Annotated in this window: 17 protein-coding genes and 3 pseudogenes; 14 read left to right on the top strand and 6 right to left on the bottom strand. The window is 59.4% G+C overall.

From position 1 onward, the window contains the following. The first annotated feature begins 120 nt into the window (after positions 1 to 120). From B5P46_RS01595 to B5P46_RS34770, 6 genes and pseudogenes are all read left to right on the top strand, one after another. On the top strand, positions 121 to 1,023 hold the full coding sequence (locus tag B5P46_RS01595; protein WP_129417160.1) for a TonB family protein: 903 nt from the start codon (positions 121 to 123) through the stop codon (positions 1,021 to 1,023). Positions 1,024 to 1,200: 177 nt separating this feature from the next. Further along, entirely contained in the window at positions 1,201 to 1,650 is a 450-nt protein-coding gene (locus B5P46_RS01590; protein WP_164986423.1) for a GNAT family N-acetyltransferase, read from the top strand. 52 nt (positions 1,651 to 1,702) lie between these two features. Next, positions 1,703 to 2,140: a VOC family protein gene (locus B5P46_RS01585; protein WP_129417158.1), complete on the top strand. Its 438-nt coding sequence runs from the start codon at positions 1,703 to 1,705 to the stop codon at positions 2,138 to 2,140. 11 nt (positions 2,141 to 2,151) lie between these two features. Then, positions 2,152 to 2,601, top strand: coding sequence for a hypothetical protein (locus tag B5P46_RS34205; RefSeq protein ID WP_164986422.1), 450 nt, complete (start codon positions 2,152 to 2,154; stop codon positions 2,599 to 2,601). After that, positions 2,598 to 3,248, top strand: coding sequence for a DUF4037 domain-containing protein (locus B5P46_RS01580; protein ID WP_245456099.1), 651 nt, complete (start codon positions 2,598 to 2,600; stop codon positions 3,246 to 3,248). Before B5P46_RS34205 ends, B5P46_RS01580 begins: the two co-directional genes overlap by 4 nt. Before the next feature lie 120 nt (positions 3,249 to 3,368). Further along, positions 3,369 to 3,706, top strand: a pseudogene (locus tag B5P46_RS34770) (hypothetical protein). Between the two features lie 279 nt (positions 3,707 to 3,985). Here the strand turns inward: B5P46_RS34770 and B5P46_RS01570 are convergent. Together B5P46_RS01570 and B5P46_RS35460 are read right to left on the bottom strand one after the other, a co-directional pair. Beyond that, positions 3,986 to 4,702, bottom strand: a pseudogene (locus B5P46_RS01570) (SOS response-associated peptidase family protein). Between the two features lie 63 nt (positions 4,703 to 4,765). Beyond that, a pseudogene (locus B5P46_RS35460) lies at positions 4,766 to 4,858 on the bottom strand (non-homologous end-joining DNA ligase); the annotation flags it as partial. 22 nt (positions 4,859 to 4,880) lie between these two features. On the opposite strand from B5P46_RS35460, the gene B5P46_RS01560 reads away from it, so the two are divergent. Both B5P46_RS01560 and B5P46_RS01555 read left to right on the top strand, forming a co-directional pair. After that, entirely contained in the window at positions 4,881 to 6,173 is a 1,293-nt protein-coding gene (locus B5P46_RS01560) for a CHAD domain-containing protein (RefSeq protein WP_245456098.1), read from the top strand. A gap of 42 nt (positions 6,174 to 6,215) precedes the next feature. After that, positions 6,216 to 6,536: a LysR substrate-binding domain-containing protein gene (locus B5P46_RS01555; RefSeq protein WP_245456086.1), complete on the top strand. Its 321-nt coding sequence runs from the start codon at positions 6,216 to 6,218 to the stop codon at positions 6,534 to 6,536. Between the two features lie 156 nt (positions 6,537 to 6,692). On the opposite strand, the gene zigA is transcribed toward B5P46_RS01555, so the two are convergent. The 4 genes from zigA to B5P46_RS01535 all read right to left on the bottom strand — a co-directional run bounded on the left by zigA (position 6,693) and on the right by B5P46_RS01535 (position 10,725). Next, positions 6,693 to 7,895 (bottom strand): zinc metallochaperone GTPase ZigA, encoded by a 1,203-nt coding sequence (zigA, locus tag B5P46_RS01550; RefSeq protein ID WP_129417154.1) that lies wholly within the window; start codon positions 7,893 to 7,895, stop codon positions 6,693 to 6,695. 76 nt (positions 7,896 to 7,971) lie between these two features. Further along, positions 7,972 to 8,385: a Fur family transcriptional regulator gene (locus B5P46_RS01545; protein WP_129417153.1), complete on the bottom strand. Its 414-nt coding sequence runs from the start codon at positions 8,383 to 8,385 to the stop codon at positions 7,972 to 7,974. Between the two features lie 75 nt (positions 8,386 to 8,460). After that, positions 8,461 to 9,696, bottom strand: a complete 1,236-nt coding sequence (gene aztD, locus B5P46_RS01540; RefSeq protein ID WP_129417152.1) for a zinc metallochaperone AztD — start codon at positions 9,694 to 9,696, stop codon at positions 8,461 to 8,463. 42 nt (positions 9,697 to 9,738) lie between these two features. Continuing rightward, entirely contained in the window at positions 9,739 to 10,725 is a 987-nt protein-coding gene (locus tag B5P46_RS01535; protein ID WP_129417151.1) for a CobW family GTP-binding protein, read from the bottom strand. A gap of 134 nt (positions 10,726 to 10,859) precedes the next feature. Here B5P46_RS01535 and aztA point away from each other — a divergent pair, with 134 nt between their 5' ends. From aztA to B5P46_RS01505, 6 genes are all read left to right on the top strand, one after another. Next, positions 10,860 to 11,669, top strand: coding sequence for a zinc ABC transporter ATP-binding protein AztA (gene aztA / locus B5P46_RS01530; protein ID WP_129417150.1), 810 nt, complete (start codon positions 10,860 to 10,862; stop codon positions 11,667 to 11,669). Then, positions 11,662 to 12,528, top strand: coding sequence for a zinc ABC transporter permease AztB (aztB, locus tag B5P46_RS01525; RefSeq protein ID WP_129417149.1), 867 nt, complete (start codon positions 11,662 to 11,664; stop codon positions 12,526 to 12,528). Before aztA ends, aztB begins: the two co-directional genes overlap by 8 nt. A gap of 19 nt (positions 12,529 to 12,547) precedes the next feature. Then, on the top strand, positions 12,548 to 13,531 hold the full coding sequence (aztC, locus tag B5P46_RS01520; RefSeq protein ID WP_129417148.1) for a zinc ABC transporter substrate-binding protein AztC: 984 nt from the start codon (positions 12,548 to 12,550) through the stop codon (positions 13,529 to 13,531). Between the two features lie 128 nt (positions 13,532 to 13,659). Beyond that, positions 13,660 to 14,730: a CobW family GTP-binding protein gene (locus tag B5P46_RS01515; RefSeq protein ID WP_245456085.1), complete on the top strand. Its 1,071-nt coding sequence runs from the start codon at positions 13,660 to 13,662 to the stop codon at positions 14,728 to 14,730. Next, a complete protein-coding gene (locus tag B5P46_RS01510) occupies positions 14,727 to 15,032 on the top strand; it encodes a hypothetical protein (RefSeq protein WP_129417146.1) in 306 nt (101 codons plus the stop codon). Before B5P46_RS01515 ends, B5P46_RS01510 begins: the two co-directional genes overlap by 4 nt. A gap of 15 nt (positions 15,033 to 15,047) precedes the next feature. Further along, positions 15,048 to 16,568, top strand: a complete 1,521-nt coding sequence (locus tag B5P46_RS01505) for an ABC transporter substrate-binding protein (protein ID WP_129417145.1) — start codon at positions 15,048 to 15,050, stop codon at positions 16,566 to 16,568. The last annotated feature ends 1 nt before the right edge of the window (position 16,569 follow it).

Below are 16,569 nucleotides of genomic sequence, written 5' to 3'. Positions count from 1 at the left end.
TGCTGCCCGCTTTAAGGCGGTCCTCCAAGCAGGGCAAGATCTTGCGTATGTCCTAGGATACGCCAACCTTAAAATCGTCACCGCTGTCTGCCGACCACCTTAAAAGGCAAGGCTAATACGATGAGATGGATCCTTTTCGGCTGCTTGTTTCTGAGCGTTTTCGGTATGGCATCCATACTCCGCGCTGACGAGAAGCGGCCCGCCACGAAAACGGAGTGGGCTTCCGAAGTCAAAAAGCGGCTTGTCGAGAATCTTGCGGTCGCAGTCGGTTCCGGTTTGACGGGCACCCGGCATCCTGAACTGAAGCTTATCGTGCGCAGGAACGGCACGATCGCAAAAGTGACGGTCATCCGGTCATCCGGCCATAAGTCGATCGATGAGGCCGCGCTTCGGATGGTAAAACGCACCGGTCGTCTGCCGCCGTTCTCCCGCGATATGAAGGGGAAACAGGAGGAGCTTATCCTTTCGATCGAAATCGACCTGGGGGAACGACCGCGACCTGATACCACGAGCGAGGGCGAGACGGTCTATCAGGCCTTGGGGTTCAGGCTGAAGCTGCCTCAACCCTTTGAAATATCTCAGACCCGGCGCTCAAATGACACGGAGATTTACATCGACGTCAGGAGCAGGACCAATGAACCCTCATCGACCGAGGCGAATGGAACGATCTGCACCATCGGCTTCGATGCTCGCCCCTCAGAACGCGACATGACGCAAAGTCAACTGAATGCCGATGATGTCATCCTCAAGAAAATCACCGCGGCGGCGAGGCGGGACCCGTCCCTTTTCGGGAAGGTCGAAAGCACCACAGTTTTTGACCACGATGGTGTGAGAGGGATCGCCACCATCACCACTCCGAGTTTCTTCGATCGGCAATTATCCGAGCGAAGACAGTATCAGGCAACAATGGTCAGGCCGCGGGGAACTGTTACGGTTTCCTGCTGGACGACGGCCAAAGCGATGCCGCACGCGATAGCGATGTTTCAGAAGATCGCTGAAGGCACTGGGCTCGCGAAACCTTGATCGCGCGAGGCGAGAGGCCGCGCAGGCCGCCCGTCAACTCAATTTCACGGCGACACGGCTCCTCGCGGCGCATCGGCCACCCCGGGGAGAGGTTTGAGTAGGATCACGAACCCCGCACGCCAGCCGGCCTTGCCGCTCAGTAGAATGAACTTTCGGCAGGCAATCCTAGGAGCAGGTATGCAGATCAGTTTTCGCCCGCTCATGATTGGAGACCTTCCCACACTGCGCGCCTGGTTCGAGGATGCTGAGCTATCGCGTCGGCTGTCGTTCCCAACAGATGAATGGTTCGCCTATGTAACAAATGGAGACCCCGCTCGCTGCTGGGTCGCCATGCAGGGTGACCAGTTGATTGGCGAGGTACAGGTTGACCGGGATGGGGCGGAGCGCGGCTACCTTGATCTGGCCGTGTGTCCCGATCTGAGGGGCCGGGGATTTGGAGCGGCGGTACTTTCCGCCTTCTTGTCAGGCCCAGGGCAAGCCTATCCAATCCTGGAGGGACGCATAGAGCCCGACAATGCGGCCAGCCTCGCATGCTGCAGGCACTGCGGGTTTGCGTTGTTGCCTGAGCCCGACGCGGATGGCTTCATTCAAGCCGTCTACAAAATGCCACGCCATGCCTTCGGCTAATTTTGAGGTATCCTAGGTGAGTGAGTCAGGCGGATGGAGAGAGGATTTAAGGATGGCCGACGATATCAGCATCGAATTTTCTTTGCTCGTTGAGCATGGACGGGAGCAGGATGCAGCAGATTTCTATGCAGCGGCCTTTGGTGCGCAGCAGGTTGATACCTTCAGCTCGGACGGCGTCGTGATGGCCGTCGAAATGCGGTTTGGAACGATGCCTGTTTCAGTGGCGGGGTCCAACCCGAAGCGCGAACAACACCCCTCCTACGGCGGCCCGTTTTTTCCGAAAGAGCCTGGAGCTGTCAGTACTGTTTTTCGCATAAATGTTGGCGATATCGATGGCGCTGTAGAGCGGGCCATTACGGCCGGGGCAGTAATCCGGGACAGACCACAGACGGACGTGTTCGGTCGGCGAGTGTCATCGGTTTATGATCCCTTCGGCCACATTTGGGCACTTGTGGAGCGGAAGGCCGCGTCTCTCTCAGTCGCCGCGTGAGTGTGAAGCGCATGTCCCGTGGACTTGGTTTGTCGCAACGGTTCTATGAAAACCTTGTTGAGCCCATTCTGAAAGAACATTTTCCTGATCTGTCCTATACGGCATGTCGGATCGGTCTTGGCTCCGAGGTGCTAGGCTATGATACTGAAATTTCGGCCGATCACGATTATGGCCCCTGTTTGCAGGTTATCCTCCCTGAAGAGCGGTTTCCCGCGGCGGCCGTGCAAATCATGGACATTCTCGACAATGTTTTGCCAGCCACCTTTGAAGGATGGGCGGTCCACTACCCGACCAATGTTCGTCCACCCAGGGACTCTGAAGAGGGTATGCTTGGCTCCGATCACGGCGTTGAAGTCTACACGATTGCTGCTTGGTGCGATCGTTTTCTAGGAAGGCTTTTCCCACGGAGCTTACCGCGCGGGACTGGCTATCTTACTCGGAGCAGACGTTGTTGGCGGTGACCGCCGGGGCGGTTTTCCACGACGATGCCGGCGAATTGAGTGCGCTTCGTGCCCGGCTTGCCTACTTCCCTCGCGATATATGGCTCTACAAGTTAGCCGCCCAGTGGGGCCGTATCGCAGAGGAACGGGCTTATGTCGGCAGGGCAGGGGACGTTGGCGACGAACTCGGCTCGCGCGTTATCGCGACGCGGATGGTCGGAAACATCATGCGGCTCGCCATGCTGATCGAACGCCGCTATGCGCCTTATCCCAAGTGGTTCGGTACGGCCTTCTCGCGACTTGCCTGCGCATCCGATCTCGCTCCATTACTTGAGCAGGTTCTGGCCGCGCGTACTTGGCGCGAGCGGGAATCCGCTCTGGTGGAAGCTTGTCGCTTCGTAGCGGAACTACAAATCTCCAGGGGCATCCCCGGCGCGATTGCTCCCGTAATAGGTTCTCTAAAGGACCGCCCCTATCGTTTCGTCGACTCTGTGAAGATTTTTGATGCGATCCGCGCTGCAATCAAAGACGAAGACCTGCGACTATTGCCGGAGTTCGGAGGTGCTGACCAGTTTCTCAACAGCAACTTTGTTCTCGCGGTTCCCACCTATGCAAGTGCCGCCACAGGTGCTTTGCTGGACACGACGTCTCGGAAGCCAGCCGGTTGACGGTGAAGATCAGATGATAGCTTTTCCTCAAAATTCTGATAGCCACTGCGTCACAGGCTTCGACGGGCATGCATTTTGAACGGAAGAAGTGGGCTACGATGGCTGCGGGATCTGCGATGAATGCCTGGCACCATAACCGGCGGCGGTAAAACACCTCCATCAACCGAGGCGATGTTTGAAGACGCCCTTGCGAAATTGCCGGACGGTTATGTCGACGGATATTTTAGCGGCCGGCCATGGGGCGTGACCGTCAAGCGGTCGCAGGATGGCAAACGGACCTGGCTTATGGCGAGGAGCTTAGCGGAAGCGATATCGTCAGCTTCAACCTCTATCGATTGGCTGGACCTGGGCCGACACTGAGGCCGTGCGAAATGTCCTCCACCAAGGTGATCGAATTCGTTCTCGGCTTCGAGCCCAGCACGACGAAAGCCGCGTCTCGACCGTTGCGGTCGAAATAGCACAGGGTCTATATTGCATTGCAGCAAGCGCATGGCTGCACTGCGATCTGAGCGCTGGCGGTCGGGGCAGCCTCTGATATCTTCAGGTCAACGAAGCAATGCACCTCCTCCCGCAGAGCTTCGTGTTTCAGGCGACCCACTCTCCTCCCACGGGGAGCCTGACGGAACAGCGGCACTCCTCCTCCCAGCCGTTGTTCAATCTTTTGGAAAAGCCTGCCGCACCTCCTCCCGCGGCAGGCTTTTTCGTTTTCCGATATATTCAAGCTCTGAGTTCAGGCCTTAAAGCAGACTGCCCTGTTCCACCGGCTCTCCGGATTTCGAGACGATCGTGGATCCGTAGCTCCTTGGCCTCTTCCCAGGGCGCCCGCATCCAGGTGTCGGCCTCTTCCTTCGTCAGCAACAGGACAGGCATTGCCCTGTCATGGATCGGCTTCACCAGGTCGTTGGGATCCGTGGTCAAAAACCCATAAAGATCGTCGGTGGTCAGGCCGTCCCTGACCTTTCGGACACTCTGCCATTGCCGCACATGGAGACCGGCAAAGAACATCAGCGGTTTGGTTGCGTCACGGACGAACCAGGCGTTCGGCACGTTGCCGCCTTGCTGCTGGCTGGCCGGATCCGGCTCGGCGAAACTGGTGACCGGGACCTGTTTTCGACGCCGAACCATCGCTTCCAGTGCGGAAAATTAAGCTTGCGCACGTTGGTCGTGCCGCGGTCGGCCTCCATCCGGATCAGTTCTTCGAAATCAAAAGCCTTGCCCTTGGCCGCAAGCTTCTCGGCCTTGGCTTTGGCCGCCTTCTCAAGGGCGAAGCGCGGCGAGGGCAGTCCCCAGCGCGCATGGACCAGTTGTGTTTTTCCATCGGCGGTGTTGCGGACGATCGGCCCCATCTGATCGGGGTTCATCTGGTAGGCGGGCATCAGGTTGATCAGGCTTTCGGCGTCCTGGGCCCATTTGGCGACCCAATCCTTGTCTTCCATGCGATAAAGATTGCACATAGTAGGCCGTCTACTCCGCTCGAGCTCGAATGGACGACAATCTAGCGCATGGCGCGGATTTCGCTAGTCGAGCCGGAAGACGTCGGCGTTGTCCTGGCGTTCGCGCAAGCCTTTGTGGGACGGATGACGGAGTTTCCCGTCAGTCGTCCAGGCGCGCGCGGAAGGCTTCACGCTCCGAATCCGCAAGGTCGGCAATGCGAGGACACAAACTGTTAAGGCGACAGGTCCGAGCGCTTCGATCTTCGCGCGGAGCGAATGGGAGACCCCTGTCACCGGAGACAGCCCGGTGATCGACCTTACAAGCCCTTTGATCAACGAGTTCGGCGATCAGGCAAAGGATGTTCGGCCGAAGTTCGAGGTCGTCAACGAACGGCGGATCTGGAACGTCCCGGAGAACGGTTCCAACATCGAGGTCGCGCTCGACCGGGGATCGGTACGGTCTATCGACCGAGAGGGACCTATCCTCGAGCTTGAACTGGAACTCAAGAACGGCAAATTGGCGGATCTTTTCTCCCTGGCCCGAAAAATCGAAGAAATCGTGCAGGTCCGGTTCGGGGTCCTTTCCAAGGCTGAGAGAGGGTTTCGCCTGCTTGAGGCCGAGCACACGGTCGTAAAAGCTGAGCCGATCGAGTTGGATCGTGGGGAGACAGCCTTACAGGCTTTCAAAGCGGTCGCCCTTTCGTGCTTCCGACAGTTTCGTTTGAATGAGACGATCCTGCGCAGCAGGAAAAATGAGGAATCGCTGCACCAGGCTCGTGTCGCGCTCCGGCGGCTCCGCTCGGCCATCACCCTGTTCAAGCCGATGCTGCAGGATGACGAGGCGAAGAGACTCTCAGCCGAGTTCCGGTGGCTGGCTGGCATTCTCGGGGAAGCGCACAATCTCGACGTCCTTCTGCCGAAAGCCAAGGCAGGCGAACTACGCGACAGACTGACGGAAAAAAGAGCCGCCGCATATGGCAATGTCATCGAGGCGCTCGACAGCTCTCGGGCCCGGGCGCTCATGCTAGATTTTAACGAGTGGCTTCACTGTGGCGACTATTTGATCCATGCCGCAACGAGCGACGTGCGCGAGCGACCAGCCATCGCATTTGCCGGCGAGGCGCTCGACAAAGCGCGTAGGAAACTCAAGAGGCACGGTCAAAATCTGTCTGGGGTGGATGATGAGCATCGTCATGAGGCTCGCAAGGATGCGAAGAAACTTCGCTATGCAGCCGAATTTTTCCGCTCTCTGTTCCCTGACAAGCGGGGCGTGCGGCGGTACAAGCGTTTCGTCGGCGCTATGGAGGCGCTGCAGGATGAGCTCGGTGCTCTGAATGATTTGGCGACCGGCCCAGAGGTCTTGGAGGGGCAAGGTTTGCGTAGTCTCGCCGGAGCGGATGAGCTGATCGTTCATGCCGATAAGGCGAAGCTGATCCGTTCGGCCCAGGACGCGTTGGACGACGTTCTCGATGCCAGGAGATTTTGGCGCTGAAGGCCGGGGGAACAGACCGCGAATGCCGCCTGTCAGAGCAATATGGGTAAGAAGTGGATAAGTCAGGGCGGTCAAAAAAGGGACGATACCCTCGACCCCACAATGAGGCCCAACCTTGTGATCGAAACCCCTTTCGCCATCACGGCCTGCGCACTCGCGCTTGAGGGAGTCGGATTGGCGATCGTCAATCCACTCGCTGTCGATGGCTTCGCCCAGCGCGGCCTGATTTTTCGGCCGTTCGAGCCCTCTGTCTATTTCAAGAGCTATCTGTTGTTTCGACCGGATATGCAGAAGGCGAGCCTCGTCAGGGCATTCGTTACCGCACTCATGGATGTGCGCAATACCCGCCACGCCGGTCGATGAGGCACCTTGGTTGGTATCGCGAGGGGCTGAAGCCGAGCCCCCCGATCTTGGTAACGGGCGCCTGCTCTATGGAAGCGAAGCGGAAGCTCGACCGGTCGAGCCTCCTGGCCCAACGATCAAGGGCTCGACGCCTGGCAATCTGCCGATCGGCAGTTCTCAAGCAGCCTTGCGATCCCAGCTTGGGAACGGGTCCGGCAAGTTGCGCCAGAGATCCGGGGCAAAGACCGGGCAGTCGATCAGGCAGGTATCGAGTTCGGCCTTAATCTTCGCTTCGTCCATCGGATCGGCGCCGATGAAGACGATTTCCTGTCGGCGGTCTCCCCAGACCGGGTCGAGATAGGGTTTCATCATGTTGAGGAAACCAGGATCGCGCGGCCATTGATCTTTCGGAACGGAGGTCCACCAGAGGCCCATCTTGCCGGTTCGGACAAGCGAGCCGGCCTGGCTGATCTCGCCGACATGATGCGGGCGAGTGGCCAACCAGAAGAAGCCCTTGGCACGAACCACGCCCGGCCACGATCTATCAATGAATGCCTGGAACTTTGTCGGATCGAATGGCTTCTTCGCGCGGTAGACGAAGGAGCGGATACCGTATTCCTCCGTTTCGGGAATATGGTCCTTGAAGCCGTGCAACTCCTTGTACCAAAGCGGATGCGTCTCGGCCTTGGCGAAATCGAAGCGACCGGTACCCAAAACCTCCTTCAAGTCGACCTTGCCGAAATCGGCCTCGATGAGCCTGGCGTCCGGGTTCAGGCCGACGATAATCTTGCGGGCGGCATCGCGCTGTTGCGGCGTCGCCGTGTTGATCTTGTTGAGGATCACGACATCGGCGAACTCGATCTGTTCGACCAGAAGGTCGACCAGTGTGCGGCTATCTCCGTCGCCTGCCGTCTCGCCGCGGTCTGCCAGGAAGTCCGAGGAACTGTAGTCCTGCAAAAGGTTGGCTGCATCAACGACCGTCACCATCGTGTCGAGCCTGGCGACATCGGCAAGGCTTTGGCCGTTCTCGTCGCGGAAGTCGAAGGTCGCGGCGACGGGGAGTGGCTCGGAGATGCCGGTGGATTCGATCAGCAGGTGGTCGAAGCGATCCTGCTCGGCCAATGCCCGCACTTCCTGCAGCAGGTCGTCACGCAGCGTGCAACAGATGCAGCCATTGGTCATTTCGACCAGTTGTTCCTGGGTGCGCGATAGATTGGCTCCGCCGTCGCGGACGAGCGCGGCGTCGATATTGACCTCGCTCATGTCGTTGACGATCAGGGCAACGCGCATGCCGTCGCGGTTGGTGAGAATATGGTTGAGCAAGGTCGTCTTGCCGGCGCCGAGGAAGCCGGAGAGGACGGTGACAGGGAGCTTTTTCATAGCGAGAATCCTATAAAATATAAAGTAGCGTGCGCAGGCAACGCGCGGTGGCCGTTCCGCGCTCAGTGGCTCAAGCTCAGTGGCATTCGCCGCAGAGTCCGTGGACTTCGATCGTGGTGGAGCGGATCTTGAAGCCGCTACCCTTGGCGCGCCTTCCAAGCGCATCCTCGATCTTCGCATCGTGGAATTCGTTGACCTTCCCACAGGCTTCGCAGATCTCGAATGCGGTGATCCGTGGATGGATCTGCCCATGCTTTGAATGACAACAGACGACGAAAGCGTTCATGCTTTCCAGCCGGTGGATGCGGCCAACCTCCATCAGCTTGTCGAGCGCGCGATAGATCTGAAGCGGTGCCCTCAAGCCGTCATCCCGCAGACGGTCCAAAATGGTATAGGCGCTGAGCGGCTGCTCGGACGATTGCAGCACGGAGAGCACGAGGCTCTGGTTCCTCGTCAACTTTACATCGTTGGAATGGGCTGCCTGCAACATGCTGATCTCCGGGACGTGCCGTGCTGAGGGTCTGTCCGGAACGACGCTGCAGTTCCGGACAGAGGTTTCATCGCATCAGTGCGAAGCGCCCGAACCGCCGACGGCAACGATCGAGAAGGGCTGGCCTTCGACCGCGATGGTGCGCGTTTCTTTCAGCGTGTCCGAATCGACGACGCGAACGAGAGAATGGCGGGGATCGGTGATGGCGACGTGGCCATCGGCAACAGCGAGGCGCGGGCGCGGATCGCGCCAGTGGCCATCCTTGCTGTAGGGCTCGGTAACCTTGGCCTTGCGGACGATCTCGCCCTTGATGACATCAAGAACATGCAGGTCACCGTCTTCGGTCAGGATGTAGGCGTTCCGCGGTTCTGCCGGATCGAGCTGGAAATCGACGCGGCGGGTCGGCAGCTCGATCAGTTTGTAAGGCTGTTCGGCATCCGCATCGATCAGCACGAGCTTGTCATCGCCATAGTTGCCGAGGAAGAACTGCATCGCCTTGCCGCCAAGAAGCGTGCCGGTATAGGCCTTCGGGAAATCGGCGGGATATGGCAGCATCGTGAGCTTCGGCCCGTCAAGTCCGCCCGGGCGGGCAACAAGAACGCCTTCCTTGCAGCCGAAGGCAACGAGGCGGGCCGATGTGGCTTCCCCATGAAGGTCGGTGCACTTGGCCATCTCGCCAACCTGGCTGCCCTTTTCATCGACGACGCGAAGACCAATGCGCGGCGGCAATTCATCTGACTTCGTTTCGATCTTCGTGTTCGGGGCCGAGACGAGCACGTAGCGGCCCATCGTCACCGCCACGCCGTGATGTGGCTTGATCGTATCGACGATCCGCTTCTCCACTTTTCCGTCGAGGATGTCGGCTTCATCGACGATTTCGGCCTTGTCGGAGCGGTCGTAGAACAGGACGACATGGTCATCATGCGGCACGACATGGCCCGGGCGCTTGCCCTCGAATGTCACAGGCAGAAGTGCCGGCCCGGACACTTCGAGATCGCGGTGTTCTCCATGGTCGGAAAATTTGATGCCGGTCTTGAACGCATGAATGACATCCGCTTCCGTCTGGGCCGCAAACACCGTCTGACCGGAGGCACTCGCCGTCAGCGATGCATATCCCTTGACGTCGTAACGCCCAAGTTCCTTGCCGTCTTCGAAGTTGATGACGCGGACGACCGGGTTTGTATGGTCGGCCACGAATAGGCGCCAGGCCTCCTTGGTCTCGTGATCCTCGGCGAATGCGCCGGATGCAGCGAACGCCAGGCTCGCTGCTACGGCGGCCAGCAAGCGGTTTCGGGTGAGAGACAGTCTCATCGGGTTCCTTCCTTCATGTTGTGATTTGTTCCGCGCGGTGGGCTATTCTGCGGCCTGTCGAACCGCACGGCATTTTGCAAAACCGTCGCTGATGACGTCCTTGGGCAGATCGCGGCCGATGAACACCAGTCGGGTCACCCGATCTTCGGTTTCCTTCCAGGGGCGCTGGTGATCGCCTTCCAGCAGCATGTGCACGGCCTGGACGACGAAGCGGTCGTCGTCACCGGCAAACGAGATGATCCCCTTCATTCGCAGCATATCCATGCCGAATGCCTGCACCGTCGTCTGCAGCCAGTTGAGGAACTTGCCCGGATCCATGGCTTCCCGCTCGACCAGCGAGAAGCTGGTGACATGATCGTCATGCTCGTGCTCGTGGGTCTCGTCGAGGAAGTCCGGCTCGACCTCCAGAATGTGATCGAGGTCGAACGCCTTTCGATCCAGAAGGCTGGCGATATCGATATCGCAACGGGTCGATCTGATGATGCTGGCGGTGGGATTGATCCGCCGGATGCGCTGCTCCACGGCAGCGATGTCGTCGTCATCGACGAGATCAATCTTGTTGAGGATGATCGTATCGGCAAAGGCGAGCTGTTCCTGCGCCTCATGGGCGCGGTCGATCTCGCCAAGTAGATGCTTGGCGTCGACAACGGTGATGATCGAATCCAGCCGGGTTTTCGATCTGACATCCTCGTCGACGAAGAAGGTCTGTGCCACCGGAGCCGGATCGGCGAGGCCCGTCGTCTCGATGAGGATGCCGTCGAAGCGGCCGGGCCGACGCATCAGACCTTCAATGATGCGGATCAAGTCTCCTCGCACAGTGCAGCAGATGCAGCCATTATTCATCTCGAACACGTCCTCGTCCGACTCGACGATCAGGTCGTTGTCGATGCCGACCTCGCCGAACTCGTTGACGATGACGGCAAATTTCTTGCCGTGCGGCTGGGTGAGAATGCGGTTGAGAAGCGTGGTTTTCCCGGCACCGAGATATCCGGTCAGCACCGTGACGGGCGTGGGTTCGATCTGAGACATGGTGTCCTCCTGAACGACGAGCGTGAGGCAGCGGCTGCCGCGGTTCGGTTTGTGCAAATGTTATTACGTTACGTTTTCGATTGACGAACGTAATAACATTACATATCCAGTCGCTGTCAATCCCCGAGGACGCGATGAACAACACTTGTCTGGAATTCAGGAACCTTACGCTTGGCTACCAGGGCCACGCCGCCGTTCATCACCTGAGCGGAGAGGTTCAGGTGGGCTCGCTCACCGCAATCGTTGGCGCCAACGGGTCGGGCAAATCCACCTTGCTGAAAGGCATCGCCGGGATCTTGAAGCCGATCAGCGGTGCCTGCGTTCCAGGCTTCCGGCGCCTGGCCTACCTGGCACAGCAATCTGAACTCGACCGGACGTTTCCGGCCCGCGTGATCGATCTCGTGTCGCTCGGTCACTGGCAGAAGCGCGGCTTGCTTGGGCGCCTCACGGTCGCCGACAAGATCAGGCTTTCCACGTGCCTGAACGCGGTTGGATTGACTGGTTTTGAGAAACGCCCCCTCGACAGCCTGTCTGGCGGGCAGATGCAGCGGGCGCTTTTTGCGCGCACCATGCTTCAGGATGCCGATCTGATCCTGCTGGACGAACCGTTCAACGCGGTCGATGCACGCACCATTGCTGACCTCATTCTCGTTATAAAAGGCTGGGTGGCGGAGGGTCGCACGGTTCTGTGCGTGCTGCATGACCACGCGCTGGTGCGCGAACATTTTCCCGAGACGCTGCTGATGGCTCGCAAACCGGTGGCTTGGGGTGCCACCTCTGATGTCATGACCTTTGAGAACTTGCGCAAGGCGCGCAGCTTTCAGGAGGCCTGGGACGAACAGGCCGGCTGGTGCGAGGATGATGCAGGGCAGGGGCGCCACACTCAAGGCCACGAACATCACACTCACCTCCCACACCATCACAAGGTTGCCGGCCATGTATGAGGATCTGATCGGCCCGTTCCTGCGCTATGGCTTCATGCAGCGCGCGCTCTTCGGATCGCTCGTGTTGTCCATCAGCTGTGCGCCGGTCGGCGTCTTTCTGATGTTGCGGCGCATGAGCCTGACCGGGGATGCGATGGCGCATGCCATTCTTCCGGGTGCGGCCGTAGGTTTTGTGCTGTTCGGGCTTCAGATCGTCCCGATGACGATCGGCGGTCTGGTCGTCGGACTGCTGGTAGCGCTCGGCTCAGGCATTGTCTCGCGCTTCACCGTCCAGAAGGAGGACGCTTCGCTCGCCGCCTTTTACCTGATCTCGCTTGCGGTCGGGGTTCTGCTGGTGTCGTGGAAGGGATCGAGCGTCGATCTCATGCACGTCCTCTTCGGTTCGGTGCTGGCTCTCAATGATGCCGCACTCACGCTGATTGTCGGCGTCGCCGTCATCACATTTGTGGCGCTGGCGGTCTTCTGGCGCGCGCTCGTCGCTGAATGTCTTGACCCGCTATTTCTTCGCTCCGTCAGCCGTATCGGAACGCCAGTTCACCTCATCTTCCTGACGCTGGTCGTCCTCAACCTCGTTGGCGGGTTCCAGGCGCTCGGCACGCTGCTATCTGTGGGCCTGATGATGCTGCCGGCCGCCGCATCCCGCTTCTGGACCAACGAGGTTCGCGCAATGTGCGCCATTGCGATCATCATCGCGGCCATCTCTTCGGTCAGTGGATTGCTGCTGTCCTATCACGCGTCTTTGCCGTCCGGTCCCGCCATCATTCTGACTGCGGGCATCATCTACGCCGTGTCGGCCCTGGTCGGGACGCGAGGAATGCTTCCGAGCGTCCTGACGTCCCGCCGCCACAGAACAGCCTGATCAACCCAAGGAGATTTCTATGTTCAACACCCTACGCTTTGCCACCTTTGCCAGCCTCATCACGCTTGGCGGCTTTGCCTCCAGCGCATCAGCAGCCGAACTGAAGGTGGTCGCCAGCTTTTCGATCATCGCCGACTTCGCCAAAAACGTTGGCGGCGATCGGGTGGAAATCTCCACCTTGGTCGGACCCGACGGCGACGCGCATGTCTATGAACCGCGGCCGGCGGATGCTGCTTCTCTGGAAGGAGCCGATGTCGTTCTCGTCAATGGCCTTCAGTTCGAGGGCTTCATGTCGCGCTTGATCGAAGCCAGCGGCACGAAAGCCTCGGTGGTCGAAGTGACCAAGGGGATCGAGCCGCTCAAGAACGCTGAAGAGGAGCATGGTCACGAGGCCGAGGAGAAGGCCGAAGCTGGACATGATCACGAGAAAGAGGCTCACGATCATGGGCACGAGGGTCATCATCACCATGGCGAGTTCGATCCGCATGCCTGGCAGTCGATCCACAATGCCGAAATCTACGCGAAGAATATCGCCGATGCCTTCTGCCAAGCCGACAAGGCGGGGTGCGCGACATACACGGCCAATTCCGAGGCCTATGTTGCGAAGCTCGGCAAGCTCGAGACCGAGGTGAAGGCCGCAATCGAATCCATTCCGACTGAAAAGCGCACGGTGATCACGTCCCATGACGCCTTTGGCTATTTCGAGCATGAATACGGCCTCAAGTTCATCGCGCCTGAGGGCATCTCGACCGAAGCGGAAGCCTCTGCAGCGGACGTGGCGAAGTTGATCGATCAGGTGAAGCACGACAAGGCTTCGGCAATCTTCCTCGAGAACATCACCAATCCGCGGGTCATCGAGCAGATCTCGAAAGAAACCGGCATCAAGATCGGTGGCACGCTGTACTCGGACGCCTTGTCCAAGAACGACGGCCCCGCATCTACCTATATCGATATGTTCCGTTACAACGTGAACACGCTGAAGGCCGCGATCCTCGGAAGCTGATCGCATGGCTTGCCCGGCTCATGCCGAGCAAGCCTCTTATCCGGATTTAAACGAAGTGGATCCCTTGCAGCATGATTGGCGGCATGTTCAAGCGGTGGCGCAACCCACCCAATAACACGGAGGATGACGTGAGACGGCTATACGACTCCGTGCCGGTCACGCTTCTGACCGGCTTCCTTGGCTCGGGCAAGACAACGCTGCTGAACGACATCCTGGCCGATCCGGTCATGCACGGGACGGCCGTCATCGTCAACGAGTTCGGAACCGTTGCGATCGATCACGATCTCGTCCGCAAGGGCTCCGAAACCTATTTCCGGACGACCACCGGCTGCATCTGCTGCACGGCGACAAGCGACATCAGAAGTTCCCTTTCGGAGCTTCACGAGGCGCGGCTTCGCGGCGACATACCGCCCATCTCACGGGTGGTGATCGAGACAACGGGACTGGCCGATCCTGCGCCGATCATCAACAGCATCATTCCCGGCGGGTCACCCGCCATGGGCCTGAGAGATCATGTGGTCGCGCGGCATTTTCATCTCGCCCGCGTCGTGACAGCCTTCGATGTGCTTGATGGACGCGCAACCCTCAATAGCTTCATGGAAGGCTGGAAACAGCTCGCCTTTGCCGATCATGTGGTCCTGACCAAGACAGATATCACAGATACGGCTCACGACTGGCCAAATGAGCTGAGGGCTCTCAATCCTGCGGCAGTCTACCATGATCGCCATCGACAGGATTTCAATCTGTCCGGGCTATTCGGTGACGGCGCCTACTCCGTCACTGGCAAGGTGGAGGACGTCCCTGGCTGGCTTGCGATGGAAAGGCTCGGCGCTCACGGCGATCATGCCCACGACCCCAACCGGCATGGGGATGAGATCGAGGCGATCAGCCTGAGCCACGATGTTCCACTCTCGCCCCAGGCCGTCGAGACCTTCCTGCATATCGTGACGACAAACATCGGCTCCGGTCTTCTGCGCCTGAAGGGCCTGTTCGCGCTCACCGACGACCCGGCCCGCCCGCTGGTCGCCCACGCAGTGCAACACCGGCTCTATCCGCTTCAGCGCCTCGAACATTGGCCGGACGAAGATCATCGCAGCCGCGTGGTCCTCATCGGCCAGGACATGCCGGTCAAACCCATCCGGGATCTCTTCGAGGTACTGGCTCCGCGCTCGGCGAGAAGAAAGCGAGATGCGGCATGAGCGAGGCCTTCGTCAATCCACTGGAACGCAATGGGCCGTCGGTCGTCACCAGTGCTCGCGCGATCAAATTTTGGGCGCGCAAGCTGCTCTTGTTACCGGACGACGCTGTTGTTTCGGTCAGCGAGCTTGCCTGCCACGTCCCCGGCTGTCCTCCGAAAGAGACCGTGATCCTGGTGATGCAGGGCACAGAGACGGTCCAAGCCTCGGTTCACAAACCAATGACGGACGTGACGGAGGACGACGTAGCCCATGCGTTTTCCGCTGCCTCCAATCCCACTGATTTTTCAAGATTATCAAATTGAAACGGAGAAAATTCCATGCGCATTGCGAAAGCGCTTTTCCTCACACTCATGCTCGGCGCATCGTTGCCGGCAACCTTTGCACAGGCCGAAGCCCTGAAGGTGGCGGGCCCGTGGGAAATCACCGGCATCGAGCCGGCACAGACCGGCTATATCTTCAGCCGTCTCGAGGTCGCTGAGACGCTCGTCACCACTGACAAAGAGGGCGCGCTTGTTCCGGGTCTCGCCGAAAGCTGGACGGTCTCGCAGGACGGGCTCGTCTGGTGGTTCAAATTGCGTGGCAACGCTGCCTTCCATGACGGAACACCGGTAACGGCGCAAGCCACGGTTGCCAGCCTTCAACGGGCACTGGGAGGTGTCGGTGTCCTGTCGCAGGCGCCTGTCGCCGAAATCGGGGTTGAAGGCAAAGATATCCAGATACGGCTGACTAAGCCGTTCTCGGCATTGCCCGCCTATCTCGTGCATTTCAGCACCATCGTGCTCGCGCCGTCATCCTTCGACGCAGCCGGCAAGGTCACGCGGATCGTTGGCACCGGCCCCTACAAGGTGAAGACCCTCACGCCACCCGCGCGTCTTGAACTGGAGGGGTCAGGCGCCTGGTGGGGCGGCGAACCCGGCATTTCCGAGGTGAATTATCTTGCCGTAGGTCAAGGGGAAACCCGTGCCTTGATGGCCGAGAGCGGCGAGGCCGACCTCGTTTTTTCCATGCTTCCTGTTTCCGTCGACCGGCTGAAGGCCAATCCAAAGCTGGATGTGCAGATCGCTACGATCCCGCGCACTCGGCTTCTGAAGGTCAATGCGGCATCGCCCTTTTTCGATCAGGTCGAGGAGCGACAGGCGATCAGTGCCGCCATTGACCGTGTCGGCACCACCAAGGTGATCTTGCGCAATGCCAGTCTCGCCGCGACACAGCTCTTCCCGCCTGCGATGAAAGGCTGGAACTCGCCTGATGTTCAGCCTTTGGAGAAAGACCTCGAAAAAGCGAAGGAACTGCTCAAGGCAGCAGGCTGGACGCCGGGTAGCGACGGCATTCTGGAGAAGGACGGCAAGCGCTTCCGCGTGACGATGCTGACCTATGCAAGTTGGCCCGAATTGCCGCCGATCGCCACCGCACTTCAGGCTCAGCTTCGGCAGGTTGGCATCGACGTCAAGGTGTCCGTCGGCAACAGCTCTGAAATCCCCGCGCGCCACCAGGACGGCACGCTGGAAATGGGTCTGGTATCGCGGCTTTATTCGATCGTTCCGGATCCGGTCGGCACGCTGCTCCAGGATTACGGCCCGGGCGGAAGCGACTGGGGCTCGATGGGCTGGGACAACAAGGAGATGCAGGCGATCGTCGATCAGCTGGCCGCGACAAGCGATCCCGCCGTCCGCGCGCCCCTCCAGAAACGTGCCATCGAAATCCTGCAAGAGGAACTGCCAAGCATCCCCGTGACATGGTCGGAGCTGGCCATCGTGTCCAGCAAACGCATCGCTGGTGTCGAGGTCGATCCGCTTGAGGTGAACTACGGCCTCTCCTCCATTCGGTGGGCGGAATGAC

This window comes from Rhizobium leguminosarum (assembly GCF_004123835.1).
In the GTDB taxonomy this organism is placed as follows: Bacteria; Pseudomonadota; Alphaproteobacteria; order Rhizobiales; family Rhizobiaceae; genus Rhizobium; species Rhizobium leguminosarum_M.
This window is presented reverse-complemented; position numbering and strand designations above follow the sequence as displayed.

Excerpts from the sequence above, each read along its gene's own strand:
- B5P46_RS01595 (WP_129417160.1), top strand. The coding sequence starts at position 121 with ATGAGATGGATCCTTTTCGGCTGCTTGTTTCTGAGCGTTTTCGGTATG.
- B5P46_RS01590 (WP_164986423.1), top strand. The coding sequence starts at position 1,201 with ATGCAGATCAGTTTTCGCCCGCTCATGATTGGAGACCTTCCCACACTG.
- B5P46_RS01585 (WP_129417158.1), top strand. The coding sequence starts at position 1,703 with ATGGCCGACGATATCAGCATCGAATTTTCTTTGCTCGTTGAGCATGGA.
- B5P46_RS34205 (WP_164986422.1), top strand. The coding sequence starts at position 2,152 with ATGTCCCGTGGACTTGGTTTGTCGCAACGGTTCTATGAAAACCTTGTT.
- B5P46_RS01555 (WP_245456086.1), top strand. The coding sequence starts at position 6,216 with ATGGGTAAGAAGTGGATAAGTCAGGGCGGTCAAAAAAGGGACGATACC.
- zigA (WP_129417154.1), bottom strand. The coding sequence starts at position 7,895 with ATGAAAAAGCTCCCTGTCACCGTCCTCTCCGGCTTCCTCGGCGCCGGC.
- B5P46_RS01545 (WP_129417153.1), bottom strand. The coding sequence starts at position 8,385 with ATGTTGCAGGCAGCCCATTCCAACGATGTAAAGTTGACGAGGAACCAG.
- aztD (WP_129417152.1), bottom strand. The coding sequence starts at position 9,696 with ATGAGACTGTCTCTCACCCGAAACCGCTTGCTGGCCGCCGTAGCAGCG.
- B5P46_RS01535 (WP_129417151.1), bottom strand. The coding sequence starts at position 10,725 with ATGTCTCAGATCGAACCCACGCCCGTCACGGTGCTGACCGGATATCTC.
- aztA (WP_129417150.1), top strand. The coding sequence starts at position 10,860 with ATGAACAACACTTGTCTGGAATTCAGGAACCTTACGCTTGGCTACCAG.
- aztB (WP_129417149.1), top strand. The coding sequence starts at position 11,662 with ATGTATGAGGATCTGATCGGCCCGTTCCTGCGCTATGGCTTCATGCAG.
- aztC (WP_129417148.1), top strand. The coding sequence starts at position 12,548 with ATGTTCAACACCCTACGCTTTGCCACCTTTGCCAGCCTCATCACGCTT.
- B5P46_RS01510 (WP_129417146.1), top strand. The coding sequence starts at position 14,727 with ATGAGCGAGGCCTTCGTCAATCCACTGGAACGCAATGGGCCGTCGGTC.
- B5P46_RS01505 (WP_129417145.1), top strand. The coding sequence starts at position 15,048 with ATGCGCATTGCGAAAGCGCTTTTCCTCACACTCATGCTCGGCGCATCG.